Source organism: Paludibaculum fermentans, from assembly GCF_015277775.1.
In the GTDB taxonomy this organism is placed as follows: Bacteria; Acidobacteriota; Terriglobia; order Bryobacterales; family Bryobacteraceae; genus Paludibaculum; species Paludibaculum fermentans.
Genome location: NZ_CP063849.1, coordinates 887,874 through 901,641 on the forward strand (window position 1 = coordinate 887,874; position 13,768 = coordinate 901,641).

The 13,768-nt window shown below is 62.0% G+C and carries 11 protein-coding genes; 7 read left to right on the forward strand and 4 right to left on the reverse strand.

Annotated elements, in window-relative coordinates; all coding sequences use genetic code 11:
• Positions 1–40: 40 nt before the first annotated feature.
• Positions 41–1,441, reverse strand: a complete 1,401-nt coding sequence (locus IRI77_RS03500) for an anthranilate synthase component I family protein (RefSeq protein WP_194450699.1) — start codon at positions 1,439–1,441, stop codon at positions 41–43.
• Complete coding sequence (locus tag IRI77_RS03505) at positions 1,438–2,001, reverse strand: anthranilate synthase component II (protein WP_194450700.1); 564 nt, start codon at positions 1,999–2,001, stop codon at positions 1,438–1,440. The genes IRI77_RS03500 and IRI77_RS03505 overlap by 4 nt, the downstream gene beginning before the upstream one ends.
• A 97-nt stretch (positions 2,002–2,098) precedes the next feature.
• On the opposite strand from IRI77_RS03505, the gene IRI77_RS03510 reads away from it, so the two are divergent.
• Entirely contained in the window at positions 2,099–2,557 is a 459-nt protein-coding gene (locus IRI77_RS03510) for a pentapeptide repeat-containing protein (protein ID WP_194450701.1), read from the forward strand.
• 4 nt (positions 2,558–2,561) lie between these two features.
• On the opposite strand, the gene IRI77_RS03515 is transcribed toward IRI77_RS03510, so the two are convergent.
• A complete protein-coding gene (locus IRI77_RS03515; protein WP_194450702.1) occupies positions 2,562–2,768 on the reverse strand; it encodes an anti-sigma factor in 207 nt (68 codons plus the stop codon).
• 6 nt (positions 2,769–2,774) lie between these two features.
• A complete protein-coding gene (locus IRI77_RS03520; RefSeq protein ID WP_407674103.1) occupies positions 2,775–3,986 on the reverse strand; it encodes an acyltransferase family protein in 1,212 nt (403 codons plus the stop codon).
• Between the two features lie 201 nt (positions 3,987–4,187).
• On the opposite strand from IRI77_RS03520, the gene IRI77_RS03525 reads away from it, so the two are divergent.
• The 6 genes from IRI77_RS03525 (at position 4,188) to IRI77_RS03550 (ending at position 13,717) form a co-directional block, all read left to right on the forward strand.
• Positions 4,188–4,679, forward strand: a complete 492-nt coding sequence (locus tag IRI77_RS03525) for a bacterioferritin (RefSeq protein WP_194450703.1) — start codon at positions 4,188–4,190, stop codon at positions 4,677–4,679.
• Positions 4,680–4,849: 170 nt separating this feature from the next.
• Positions 4,850–7,747, forward strand: coding sequence for a preprotein translocase subunit SecA (gene secA / locus IRI77_RS03530; RefSeq protein WP_194450704.1), 2,898 nt, complete (start codon positions 4,850–4,852; stop codon positions 7,745–7,747).
• A complete protein-coding gene (locus tag IRI77_RS03535; protein ID WP_194450705.1) occupies positions 7,732–8,763 on the forward strand; it encodes a hypothetical protein in 1,032 nt (343 codons plus the stop codon). Before secA ends, IRI77_RS03535 begins: the two co-directional genes overlap by 16 nt.
• Before the next feature lie 444 nt (positions 8,764–9,207).
• Positions 9,208–10,878, forward strand: coding sequence for a ribonuclease J (locus IRI77_RS03540; protein ID WP_194450706.1), 1,671 nt, complete (start codon positions 9,208–9,210; stop codon positions 10,876–10,878).
• A gap of 4 nt (positions 10,879–10,882) precedes the next feature.
• Positions 10,883–12,241, forward strand: coding sequence for an FAD-binding oxidoreductase (locus tag IRI77_RS03545; RefSeq protein ID WP_228486579.1), 1,359 nt, complete (start codon positions 10,883–10,885; stop codon positions 12,239–12,241).
• 165 nt (positions 12,242–12,406) lie between these two features.
• On the forward strand, positions 12,407–13,717 hold the full coding sequence (locus IRI77_RS03550) for a citrate synthase (protein WP_228486580.1): 1,311 nt from the start codon (positions 12,407–12,409) through the stop codon (positions 13,715–13,717).
• Positions 13,718–13,768 lie beyond the last annotated feature (51 nt).

Below are 13,768 nucleotides of genomic sequence, written 5' to 3' on the forward strand. Positions count from 1 at the left end.
ACCCCCTGGTCGGCTCGGGGTCCCCTGACCCCGCACGAGGTCATTCCCGTTCGCCGCAGCCCAACGCGCTCAGAAACGCCCGAGCCTTGTGCCGAGTCTCGGCCAACTCCTGCGCCGGGTCAGACTGCGCCGTAATCCCGCAGCCGGTCTCATAACGAACCCGGCCGCCGGCGACAACAGCCGTCCGGATCGCCACCGACAGTTCCGCCCGTCCGTCCATCGAGATCCAGCCGATGCTGCCCATGCAAGGTCCGCGCCGCCGCTGCTCCTCGGCCATGGCGACTTCCATCGCATGGATCTTCGGCGCTCCGGAAATGGACGCAGGGGGAAACGATGCCCGCAGCAGCCCGCCGATCCCCCCACGCAGCAACCCGCTCACCGTGGACACCGTATGCGTCAACGTTGGCAGCCGCATCAGTTCGGCATGCGCCTCGACCACAACCGACCCCGGCTCGCAAACCCGGGCCAAGTCATTCCGCACGACATCGACAATCATGGCCAGTTCCGCCCGATCCTTGACGCTATCCGTCAGTTCCGCCTCCATCCGTACGTTCTCTTCCGGGGTAGCCCCCCGGGGCCGCGTCCCTTTGATGGGCGAGGAACTCACCCGGCCGCCCTCCACCCGCAGATACAACTCCGGACTATTCGACAGCACGGCTCGTCCAGCCCCCAGAGGAACATATGCGCCAAACCGGGCAGGATTAACCTCGCGCAACCGCCGGTACAGCGGCCAAACCGCCACATCCGCCAGTGGAGCCTCCAACCGCCGGCACAGATTGGTCTGGAACAACTCACCAGCGTAGATGCGGTCCACCGTCCGCCGCACCGCGTCCTCGAATCCCGCTGCGCCAGGCAAGCTGGTAACCGGCCCGCTGGAGAGCGGCCCTGCGGGAGCTTCCCCAGCCTTCGACGGAGGCTCGACCACATTCCGAGCCCGCCAGGCCTCCGTGCTCACGTAGGTCCACTCACCCGCCTCGTGGCGCCAATGCGCATCGTAGAGGGCCAGGTGCAAGTCGGGAACCCGGTCCGGATCTGGGGGCAGGGCAGGCAACCGCTCCAGTTCCGCCGCCAGGTCGTACCCAAGGTAGCCAACGAGAAGCGCGCCGCCGGGGCCGGCCCATGCCTCGAGCGCCGCCTCCAGGACATCAAACCCGCCCGCCTCAACTCGAATGACGCCGCCCGCGCCGCGCGCCGTCAGCTCGCCGTTCTTCACTTCCAGCGTGACGAGCGGATCAGTGAACAACCGGCTCGCCGCCCCAGCGCAATCCAGCCACAGGAAACCCGGCTCCCCCCGCAGTGCCTCGGCGACAAGTAAAGAATCGACGTTCGAACCCAATTTCACGGCGCGGGTTTCCGCTTCAGCCGGGGCCGGCAGCACTCCCCTTAGCCGCTCCACCAAAGCCCGTCCGGCCCCGTCGTCCGGCCGCCCCCACCACGTCATTGCAGGAACGCCTGGAACAACTTAGGCCCCTCCGGAGTGAGGAACGACTCGGGGTGAAACAGCACCCCTTCCGTCCGGCCACCGGGCATCCGGCAGCCCATCACGGTCCCATCCTCCAGCCAGGCCGAAACTTCCAGCTCCACCGGGAGGGATCCCGGTTCCACATGCAGCGAGTGGTAGCGCGCCGCCTCGAACGGATTCGGCAACCCGGCAAACAGCCCCCGGCCGTCATGGAAGACCGGCGACGCCTGCCCGTGCACCGGATGCCCGGAAGGCACCACCCGCGCACCGGCCACCGCCGCGATCACCTGCATGCCCAGACAGACCCCCAGGATGGGGATCCGCCCGGAGAACGCCCGCACCACCTCGGGGCAGATCCCCGCCTTGCTGGGTCCGAACGGACCAGGCGACAGCACGATCCGTTCCGGCGCAAGCTCCGCCACCTCGGCCAGCGTCACCGCGTCCGACCGCCAAACTGTGCACTCCGCCCCAAGCCCGGCGAAGGCATGCACCAGGTTCCAGGTGAACGAATCGTGATTGTCCAGCACCAGCACGCGCATGAGGTATCTTGCGTCCTCTTTATTATCCCAAGCCCCTGCCCATCGCATTCTGCTGGCGCGGCATCGTAGACTTAAGGAGGCGAAGGTACGAAATCAAGTGGCGAACCCTGAACATCTCTACATCCTGCAGCAGGGCGTGCCCGGCTGGAACAATTGGCGCTCGCGCAACCCCGAAGACCGGCCCGATTTCTCCGGAGCCGATCTCGTCGGCAAAGACTTGAGCGGAGCGGACTTAAGCCGTGGCAACTTCCAGGGCGCCGACCTCACCGGTGCCAACCTCACCGGCTGCGACCTGCGTGTCGCCAACCTCACGGCGGCCCGCCTGCCGGCCGCGATTCTCATCCGCGCCAATCTGGGCCTGGCCGACCTGATCGACGCCGACCTCCGCGCCGCGAACCTTACCTCCGCGTGCCTGAACGGCGCAAACCTCCGGCGTGCGGACCTCTCCGAATCAACACTGTTCGAAACGGATCTCTCCCGCGCCCGCCTCATCGACACCAGGCTGAGCAAGGCCGACCTGAAGCGCGCGGATCTGCGCGGCGCCGTCCTCGTCTAGGCTCCTACCGCACGGGCGGATCGTCGTCGTCAGTCATGCTGCGAGGATCGGCCTGCAGATGGTCAGCCGAATCCTGCATATTCTCCATCCTGTCCACACACTCCGGACAGGAATGCAGATGTTGTTCTATCCACACGAGTTCCGCATCGTAGTGGATCAAGCCGGTCACGTATCGTTCCAGGTCGTTATCGGACAAATGGGTAGTTTCCATGGTTGTTCACACTCTCAGGAACAGCTTGCGCCGGTACATCCAAAACAGAATCAGCCAGAACGCGAGCAGCAGGGCCGAACCCTCCACCAGTGGCGTCAACCCGTCACCCAGGAACCGGAACGCGTTCGGGCCCAGGTGGGTCCGGAAGGACGTGGCAATGAAATCGGGAAACAGGTGCGCGATCAGGTATGCCGCAATCGAGTTCATCCCGATCACCAGCAGGGGGAATGCCCACTTCTTATAGCCCTTGGTCTCGATGGGCCAACAGAAACCCGCCAGCATCAGGAAGCAAACGCCGCCGCTGAATAGTGTCCACGCCGGAGTCCAGATCCGCTTCACAATCGGGCAGATCCCGGCGAAGTGCAGCAGCAGGCCGCCTGCGATCAGGGCCGCCCCCGCAATGAGGAACTTGCGGTACGGAATCGCCGGAGACTCGGCCCGCAGCCAGCGGCCGGCAATCAATCCCAACAGCATCGTGCCCAGCGTCGGAATGAAGCTCAGCGTGAGGTAGCCGCCGTTGTTGGCAATGAACGGCTTCACCCGCGGGAACAGGTTTAGGAACCACTGGTCGAAGGCGCTGCCCAGATTGCTGTTCTTGTTCCAATGCGCCATCAGGCCGGAGTAATGATGGCTCCAGTCGGCCGGTACGCCGACAGCCTGATAGTCGAATCCGGCTGGCGGCAGCGGATACAGTGCCCAGGCCAGCCAGTAGCCGCCCAGAATCGCACCCAGCGCGCCCCATTGCCATTTGGCGTTGCGGAACCCCAACAAGAATAGGAGGGGGTACCCCAGGCCAATCTGGGTCAATGTGTCTTCAAAGGTGAAGTTTGTGATCTGCGAGTGGGTCGATCGCAGGAAGATCCCCAGCGCCGCCAGCAGGAACGCGCGCCACACCGCGTGCGCGAACATCTTGGGGAACGTGCCGCCCTTGGCGAGCCGCGCCGCGATCGAATACGGCAGCGCCACGCCCACCAGGAACGAGAACGACGGCTGGATCATGTCGTGCAGCGAGCAGCCGGCCCACGGCACATGGTTCTGGTGGAACGCCAGGACGCTCCAGAACCAACTATCCGGAAACGCGCGGTAGACCGCGCCGAACCGCAATACTTCGGCCATCATCAGCAACATCACAAAGCCGCGGTAGGCGTCCACGGCGATGTTTCTCGCCACCGGCACGGCGGCTGGACGATTGAGGGAGCCCGCCGCCGGCGCGGGCATTGTTTCGACGGTGCTCAATGAACGAGAGTTTTCCATTCCGGTCGCGCCCTCCTGCCTGTTGCCAAGTCACTCAACAGTCTAAGGGATCCGCACACCGCCGTCACACCCCTGTTGCCCCATCTTGGGATGGCGTAGGATGCACCGATTCCTCTGGCGGCCTTCTGGGACTTCTATATAATCAGAGTTTACGAGGTACTTATCATGAATCATCCCAGCGTAGACCTACTCAATAAAGCGGTGGCCGACGAACTCCAGGCCGTTCACCAGTACATGTACTTCCATTTTCACCTCGACGACCAGGGCTTCGGCCCCCTGGCCAAGCTCTTCAAGAAAACAGCCATCGTCGAAATGGGCCACATCGAGACCCTGGCGGAGCGCATCCTCTTTCTGAAAAGCGATGTGAACATGTCCACCTCCGGTCCGATCGCCGCCATCCAGGACCCCGCTGAGATCCTCGCCAAGGCGATCGCCATGGAGCGGCAAAGCGCCGCCGACTACAACCAGGCCGCCCAGCAGTGCGGCGCCAACGCAGACGCGGCCACCAAACAGTTGTTCGAAGCCCTAGTCGGTGACGAAGAGTCGCACCAGGACGCCTTCGAAAAGCAGCTCGATAACATCAAGCGCTTTGGCCTCAGCTACCTGGCGCTGCAGTCCTTCGGCGCCGGGGCCGAGGCCCCAGCCGAGTCGAAGTAAACTTCCAACTGGCTCCGGGGTCTTCCCGCAGGCCCCGGAGCCTCCACCCCTCAACGGTCTTCCTCTCCTGTCCTGTTCCATCTATTACCTGTTCCAGGTAATCCACACGGAAACCTTAACTAACCGCGGAGTGTCTAAACCCGTGCGGTAGAATCAAAATAAGCATCTCTATGGTCGATTCCTTACTGGCGAAGATCTTCGGCACCAAGCACGAGCGCGAGATCAAAAAAATCAAGCCGCTTGTCCTCGCGATCAACGATCGCGAGGCCTCCGTGCAGACGCTCACCGACGCACAACTCGCCGCAAAAACCGCGGAGTTCCGGCAGCAGCTTGCTTCCGGCGCTACCCTTGACGACATCCTGGTGGACGCCTTTGCCGTGGTCCGCGAAGCCGGCCGCCGCATCCTCAACATGCGGCACTTCGACTCGCAGTTGATCGGCGGTATCGTCCTTCACAACGGCAAGATTGCAGAAATGAAGACCGGCGAAGGAAAAACGCTGGTCGCCACGCTACCGGTCTACCTCAACGCCCTCGCCAGCGAAGGTGTCCACGTCGTCACGGTCAACGACTACCTGGCCCGCCGCGACTCCGAATGGATGGGGCGTCTTTACAAGTTTCTGGGGCTCTCCGTTGGCCTCATTGTCCATGGTCTTGACGATGATGAACGCCGGGCCGCCTACCACTGCGACATCACCTACGGCACCAACAACGAGTACGGTTTCGATTACCTCCGCGACAATATGAAGTTCCGCCTGGACGATTGCGTCCAACGCGGCCACCACTTCGCCATCGTCGATGAAGTCGACTCCATCCTCATTGACGAAGCGCGTACCCCGCTCATCATCTCCGGTCCGTCTGAAGAGTCCACCGACAAGTACTTCAAGGTCAACGGCATCATCCCCAAGCTCATCCGCGGCGAGGTGATCGAAGGCCGCGAGCCCGGCGAAAAGTACACCACCGGCGATTACACCGTCGACGAACGCCACCGCAGTGTGGCCCTGACGGAAGAGGGCGTCAGCAAGGTCGAGCGCCTGCTCAACGTCGTCAATCTGTACGATCCCGAGAACCTCGAGCTCAACCACCACGTCCAGCAGGGCCTGCGCGCCCACGTGCTCTATCAGCTCGACCGTGACTACATCATCAAGGATGGTGAAGTCATCATCGTCGATGAGTTCACTGGCCGCCTGATGCCGGGACGCCGCTGGTCCGATGGCCTCCACCAGGCCGTCGAAGCCAAGGAAGGCGTCAAGATTGAGCGCGAGAACCAGACCCTCGCCACCGTCACCTTCCAGAACTACTTCCGCATGTATAAGAAGCTGTCCGGCATGACCGGTACGGCCGACACGGAAGCCGCCGAATTCGGCAAGATCTACAACCTCGACGTCACCCTGATCCCCACCAACGCGCCCATGGTGCGCAAGGATCTCAATGACATCGTATACCGCACCGAAGACGAGAAGTGGCGCAACGCCGCCAAGGAAATCGCGGAACGCAGCAAGACCGGGCAACCTGTACTGGTTGGTACGATCTCCGTCGAAAAGTCGGAGAAGCTGGGCGGCATCCTCAAGCGCATGGGCGTCCGGCACGAAGTGCTGAACGCCAAAAACCATGAGCGCGAGGCGTACATCATCGCCCAGGCCGGCCGCTATGGCGGCGTCACCGTCTCCACCAACATGGCCGGCCGCGGTACCGACATTCTGCTCGGCGGCAATCCGGAATTCCTGGCACAGGAAGACTCGCTCAAGCTGAAGCTGGTCGAGTCGATCCGTCCGGACGAAGCTCCGCTGGTCGCCGACAATCAGTTCTACTACTTCCAGCGCGGCGACATGCACTACCGCGTGCCGCTGGCCCGCTACCAGGAGATCTACTCCAAGTACAAGGAGCAGTGCTCGGCCGAGCATAAGAAGGTGGTCGAGGCCGGCGGACTCTGCATCGTCGGTACGGAACGCCACGAATCCCGCCGTATCGACAACCAGTTACGCGGCCGCGCCGGCCGCCAGGGCGACCCCGGTTCGTCCCGCTTCTTCCTCTCCCTCCAGGACGACCTGCTGCGCGTCTTCGGCGGGGATCGCATTCAGGGCCTCATGCTCCGCCTGGGCATGGAAGAAGATGTGCCGATCGAGTCCAAACTCATCACCAAGCGCATCGCCGCAGCCCAGAAGACCGTCGAAGCCCAGAACTTCGCCTCCCGTAAGCACGTCAAAGAGTACGACGACGTAATGGATAAGCAGCGCAAGGCTGTTTACGGCCTGCGGCGCCAGTTGCTCGAAGGCGCGGACATGAAGGAGAAGATCTTCGAGATCGTCGACGGCATTCTCGCCACCTTCATCGAAACGCGTTGTTCCGAAGGCTCGGACCCCTACAAGTGGGATCTCACCGGCCTCGCCACCGACATCAATTCGCAGTTTGGCCTGCGCTTCACGCCGTCCGAAGTCGCCTCAATGACCCGCATCCAGATGGAAGAGCACATCCTGGAGCGGCTGAAGAAGCGCTACGACGAGAAGGAAGAAGTGGTGGGGCCCGAAGTCATGCGCGAGACCGAGCGCATGATCTGGCTCTCCGTCATCGACCAGCAGTGGAAAGACCACCTGCTCTCGATGGACCACCTGAAGGAAGGCATCGGCATGCGGGCCTACGGTCAGAAAGACCCGCTGATCGAGTACAAGAAGGAAGGCTTCGGCATCTTCCAGGAGATGATGGACCGCATCGAGGACGAAACTATCCGGTTTCTGTACTTCCTGCAGCCCGTTGTCGGAGAACGTCCGGATGTGCCCATGCCGCAGGACTCCTGGCCGGATGAGGACGACGAGGAGAGCAACGAGAGGGATGCGCAGGCGGCGCAGGCTGCCCAGTCTGAAGCGGATCGCAAGGAGGCCCAGGCCTCGTTCGTGGATCTGACGAGGAACATCCAGAAGAAGAAAGAGCGGGAGATGGAGATGCTCCAATTTACCGCGGGCGCAGCCGAACCCAACCCGGCGGCCCAGGTAATCAAGGGCGATAAAGTCGGCCGGAACGATCCCTGCCCCTGCGGCAGCGGCAAGAAATATAAGAAATGCCACGGGTCCTGATCCACACTCTCACCAAATCGATTCAGACGGCGGCGGCCATGCTCTTCCTGGCCGCCAGCGCTTCGGCGCAGATCTGGCCGGAAGCCTGGCACGGCTCCGCCCGGGGCAAAGTTCAGCCCGTTCCGGCGGATGACCCCATGCTCTGGGTGGAATACGGCGGCGACGCGTCTGAGCAGGCCGCCTACAACGGCCCGGTGGGCAAGTTCCAGGCCACCGCCTGGCGCCTCAAGGATGCGACTTCAGCCCTCGCCTGGTACCAGGCCGTGCGCCCCGCCACTTGTGCAGGGGTGCCCAATCTGCCTTTAATTTGTACGACTTCCGGCAGCCAGTACATGGCCCACGACAATTACGTACTGCGCTTCGACGGCTGGCGGCCGCTAGACCAGGAGCTCAACGAGCTCTTCACGAAGCTGCCCCGCATGCGCTCCGGCGGCGGGCTCCCCAACCTGCCCGGCTATCTGCCGGAGAAGAACCGGGTGAGGAACAGCGAACGCTACATCGTGGGGCTGCACTCGCTGGAAAAGTTCGCGCCGGGCATTCCGGCCGCCCTCGTGGGCTTCGAGGATGGTACGGAGGCCCAAATGGGCCGTTTCCTGGCCCCTGGCGGCGTGGAACTCCCCGTCGTGGTCTTCGACTACCATACGCCTCAATTGGCGATGCTACGGGCCAAGGAGTTCGAAAAGCAGGCCGGCTGGGCCATCCAGCGCACCGGCCCCTACATCTCGGTCGTCCCCGGCAGTGTGGATCCCAAGTTGGCATCCGCCATCCTGGGCAAATCCGAGTGGAATGCCCAGTTCACCTGGAACACACCCGGCAAACTGCCCAAGATGCCGAACGTCGGCGGCATGCTGGTTGCCATTTTCGAGCTGACCGGAGTTCTCCTCGTGGTATGTCTAGGCGGGGGAATCCTGTTTGCCTGTTTGTGGGTGTTTCTCCGGCACAGGCGCATCCGGCTGGACGGCGGCGACGACACGATCACGGTCATCCACTTCCACGACCGGCCTCAAAGTCAGTAAAAATTGCCGGATTTTACCCCTCACGGGCGGCTTGCGCTCGTTTTTTCGCACTCTTCGGGTCGAACCGGTAACTCTCCGTTTATCTCCACTTTACAGCGGAAACCGCAAGTTCTTCGCTGGGGTTCCAGGCCCGCCCGGCCCGGTCCGCTTTGACTCTGGAATGCGAGCAAGTCGCATAGAATGAAAGAGTTGGCGGGATTTTTGAGTGCTCCAGTTTTTCCCTTGACTTAACCTGTCTCAGCGTCTACCCTCAAATCACATACAGGTTTTACGGTCGCGAAACCGTTGAATCTGATTCTCCCATTGAACATCAGAGTAAGGGCCTATCCCTATGGGTAGGCCCTTTGCTTTTTCCAGCCGCTCAAGTGCTTATCCGCCATAGTCTTGGGCAGATGGAGGGGCTGTGTATGCTAGTCTGATAACTTCGGAGCCTCGCCTCCACCTATGTCCGACCAAAAACTAAAAGTAATCCCGCTGGGCGGCCTCGGCGAGTTCGGCATGAACTGCATGGCCATCCGCTACGGCGACGACATCATCGTCGTAGACGCGGGCATGATGTTTCCTGACGCCGAACTCCTAGGCGTCGACATTGTCACCCCTGACTTTGCTTATCTAGAAGAAAATAAAGAATTTGTTCGTGCCCTCGTGCTCACGCACGGGCACGAGGACCATATCGGCGGCATCCCGTTCCTGCTGTCCCAGCTGAACATCCCGATCTACGGCACGGCCTTTACGTTGGCCCTGGTGGAACGCCGGCTGGAAGAGCACGAGATGCTCGACGAAGCCCGGCTGCATCGCGTGAAGCCCGGTCAGAAGATCGAGTTGGGCCCCTTCCACGTCGAGTTCGTGCACGTCACGCACTCCATTGTGAGCTGCGTGGCCCTCGCCATCACAACGCCTCTCGGCGTGATCATCCACACCGGCGATTTCAAGGTCGACCCCACTCCCACCGACAACGTCCTGTTTGACCTCCACACCCTGGCTGAGTACGGCAAGCGCGGTGTGCTCCTACTGCTGTCGGATTCTACAAACGTCGATCGTCCAGGCTACACCGCCTCGGAACGGGCCGTCCTGCCACGCTTCGAAGAGATCTTCAACCGCGCCGAGCGCCGCGTGGTGGTGGCCTGTTTCTCCAGTTCCATCCATCGTTTGCAGCAGATCCTCGACCTCGCCGCCACGGTCGGACGCAAAGTCGCTTTCATCGGCCGCAGCATGTTGTCGGCCACCGAGATCGCCCACAACCTGGGCCTGCTCACGATTCCCGACAACCTCCTGCTGCGCCCCCAGGACATCATGTCCGTCGCGCCCCATAAGGTGGTCTGCGTCGTCAGCGGCACCCAGGGCGAACCCATGTCCGCCATGAGCCGCGTGGCCGTGGACAACCACAAGAGCCTGTCGCTGGAACGCGGCGACGTCGTGGTGCACAGCGCCCGCATCATCCCCGGCAACGAGAAGGCCATCGGCCGCATGATGAACCACATCGCGCGTCGCGGAGCCGAGGTTGTCGCCGGATCGATGAATCCGCCAATCCACGTCTCTGGACACGGTTCCCAGGAAGAGCTCAAGTTATTGTTGAACCTCATCCGGCCCCGGTATTTCGTCCCGATCCACGGCGAATACTGGCAGATGTCGAAGCACGCCGCCCTCGCTTCGCACCTGCGCTCCTACGGCCTGGAAGACACCTTCATCCTCGAAACCGGCCAGACGCTGGAGATCGACCGCCACGGCGCCCGCAAGGGTGAGAAGGTCACCGTGGGCCGCATCTGCATCGATTCCGGCTCCATCGACGAGATCGTGGAAGACATGGTCATCCGCGACCGCCGTCATCTGTCGGAGGACGGTTTCGTCATCCCGATCATCGCGATCGACAAACACACCGGCAAGTGCGAAGGCCTGCCGGAGATCGTCTCCCGCGGCTTCGTTTCGATGGAAGAACGCTCCGAGCTCATGGCTTCGGCGCGCCAGGTGGTCCTGCGGACCCTGGAAACCTCCTCGAATGAAGAGCGTACCGACTGGGGCGTGATGCAGGAGAAGATCCGCGCCGACCTGAAGCGGTTCCTCAACAAGCAGACGCAACGCCGTCCCTTAATCATGCCCGTCATCCTCGAGGTCTGACCGAGTGAGCATCCTGATCGACGACGCATCCGGTTTCCAGGGGGAAGCCGAACGAGTAGTGACTCCAGCCACCTTTGAAGAGGCGGCCCAATTTCTACGCGAGGCTTCCGAGGCCGGCATTCCCGTCACGGTTTCCGGCGCCGGCACCGGCATCACCGGCGGCCGCTGTCCGCAAGGCGGGTGGGAGCTCTCCCTAGACGGGTTCCGCAAGGTGGAGGCCGGTTCGGGCTTCGCCACCGCCGGAGCGGGTGCGTTGTTGAAGGATTTGCAGGCCGCCGCCGTCGCCAAGGGGCAGTTCTATGCTCCGGATCCGACTGAATGGACCGCCTCCCTCGGCGGCACCATTGCAACCAATGCCTCCGGTTCGCGCAGTTTCCGGTTCGGCTCCACCCGCCGCCATCTGCGGGCGCTGACCGTCGCATTCATGGACGGTTCCGTCCGGACCTTTCAGCGCGGCGAGAAGCTCGATTTCCCGTATACCCCGCTGCCCGCACCGGCTACCACCAAGAATACGGCCGGGTACTTCCTTCCGCCTGAGGCCGAATGGGTCGACCTGATCTGCGGCAGTGAAGGCACGCTGGGCGTTGTCCTCGAAGCTGAGGTGACGCTGCTGCCCCAGCCCAAGGACATCCTCTCGGGTGTCGTTTTCTTTCAGGAAGATGCAGCCACGCTGGCGGCCGTGGACGAATGGCGCGGCGTGCCGCAGCTGCGCATGCTGGAGTATATGGACGAGCCGTCGCTGAATTTCCTACGGACGTCGTATGGGAGCGAGATCCCCCGCCAAGCCAAGGCCTGCCTCATGATTGAGCAGGAACTTGATGGACTTGCGGGCGATCCTGTCGACGAGTGGGTGGAGCGCATGGAAGCCGCCGGCGCGCTGGAGGATTCCTGGTTCGGCGAGACCGCCAAGGATCGCGAGCGCTTCCGGGTCTACCGCCATACCCTGCCGGAACTGGTGAACGCCAAGGTGCGCATGAACGGGTTCCAGAAGCTCAGTTCCGACTTCGCCGTCCCGCTGGACCGCAATGCCGAGATGCTGGCCTACTACCAGGAGACGCTGAATCGCTACTTCCCGGGCAAGTATACGATCTACGGCCACATCGGCGACGCCCACGTCCACGTCAACATCCTGTCCGAGTCGCAGGCGGATTTTGACAACGGGAAGCAGTGGATGACGAATGCGGCTGCCCATTCGGTGTCGCTGGGCGGCACGGTCAGTGCCGAGCACGGCCTGGGCAAGCGCAAACTGCACCTTTTGCCCCTAATGTTCACGCCGGAGCAGATCGAGGACATGAAAGCGGTCAAAAGCCGGCTGGATCCGCAGTGGCTTCTGGGGCGCGGTAACCTCTTTTCGGCCCGCTGAAATTAACAACAGTGCATCATTCGTCGCCCGTGGTGTATTTCCGCATCATTCTCCTAGACAAATGAAGATAAACGGGTTTCAATATACCCGTGGACTCAATCTGCAGGCGCGCTGACGCGCGGGGAAGATCCCTGTGCGGCGTTTCTGCAGCCGAAGGGAGCAATCGTGGATCAGAACCGACTGAGCATCACCGATCAACGCACCGGTGCGCAATATGAGGTCCCCATCGTTGATGGAACCATCCGCGCGATGGACCTTAGGAAGATCAAAGCCACGCCCGACGACTTCGGGCTGATGACCTACGATCCCGCCTTCCTGAATACCTCCTCCTGCCGTAGCGCCATCACCTACATCGATGGCGACGCGGGCATCCTCCGGTACCGGGGCTACCCGATTGAGGAACTGGCTGAGAAGTGCAGCTTCCTGGAGGTCTCCTGGCTGCTGCTAAACGGGGAACTGCCCAATCCCAACGAACTGTCCGAGTGGACCGGCCTGATCAAGCGGCACACGATGCTGCATGAGACGACCAAGAAGTTCCTGGAAGGCTATCGTTACGATGCCCACCCGATGGGCATGCTGATTTCCACAATTGCCGCGCTGTCCACGGTTTACCCGGAAGCCAAAAACGTCTTCGACGCCGACAACCGCAAGCTGCAGATCGCCCGGCTGATCGCCAAGATGCCGACCATTTGCGCCTACTGCTACCGGCACCACTTCGGGCTCCCGTATGTCTACCCGGACAACGACCTGAACTTCACTGAAAACTTCATGAACATGATGTGGAAGATGTTCGAGCCCAAGTACCTGGCTAATCCGATTCTTAGCAGGGCGCTCGATATCCTCTTCATTCTGCACGCAGATCACGAACAGAACTGTTCCACCAACACAATGCGCTGCGTGGGCAGCGCGCAGGGCGATCCTTATGTCGGCTGCTCGGCCGCGGCGGCGGCTCTGTATGGTCCGCTGCATGGCGGCGCCAACGAGGAAGTCCTCAAGATGCTGGATCAGATCGGATCCAAGGATCGTGTAGCGGGCTTCATCCACCAGGTGAAAGAGGGCGGCGGCAAGCTGATGGGCTTCGGCCATCGGGTCTATAAGAACTACGATCCTCGCGCCCGCATCATTAAGTGGGCGGCCGAGCAGGTGTTCACCGTCACCGGCTACAACAAGAAGATCGAGATCGCCCTGGAGCTCGAGCGCATCGCGCTCGAGGACGACTACTTCGTCAAACGCAAGCTCTACCCGAACGTCGACTTTTACTCCGGCATCATCTATGAAGCCATGGGCTTCCGGCCGGACCTGTTTACGGTTCTGTTTGCGATTCCGCGCGTGGTGGGCTGGCTGGCGCAGTGGCAGGAGATGCTGCTGGATCCGGAGCAGAAGATTGCGCGGCCCCGGCAGATCTACACGGGGCATGGGGAACGGCACGTGGTGCCCATGGCGGATCGGCATGTTTCGGGCATTGGCGACGACTAACCCGAAAGACGGGGGGGCGGCTACCCCCCCTTGTGTCTTGACTCCATCTTG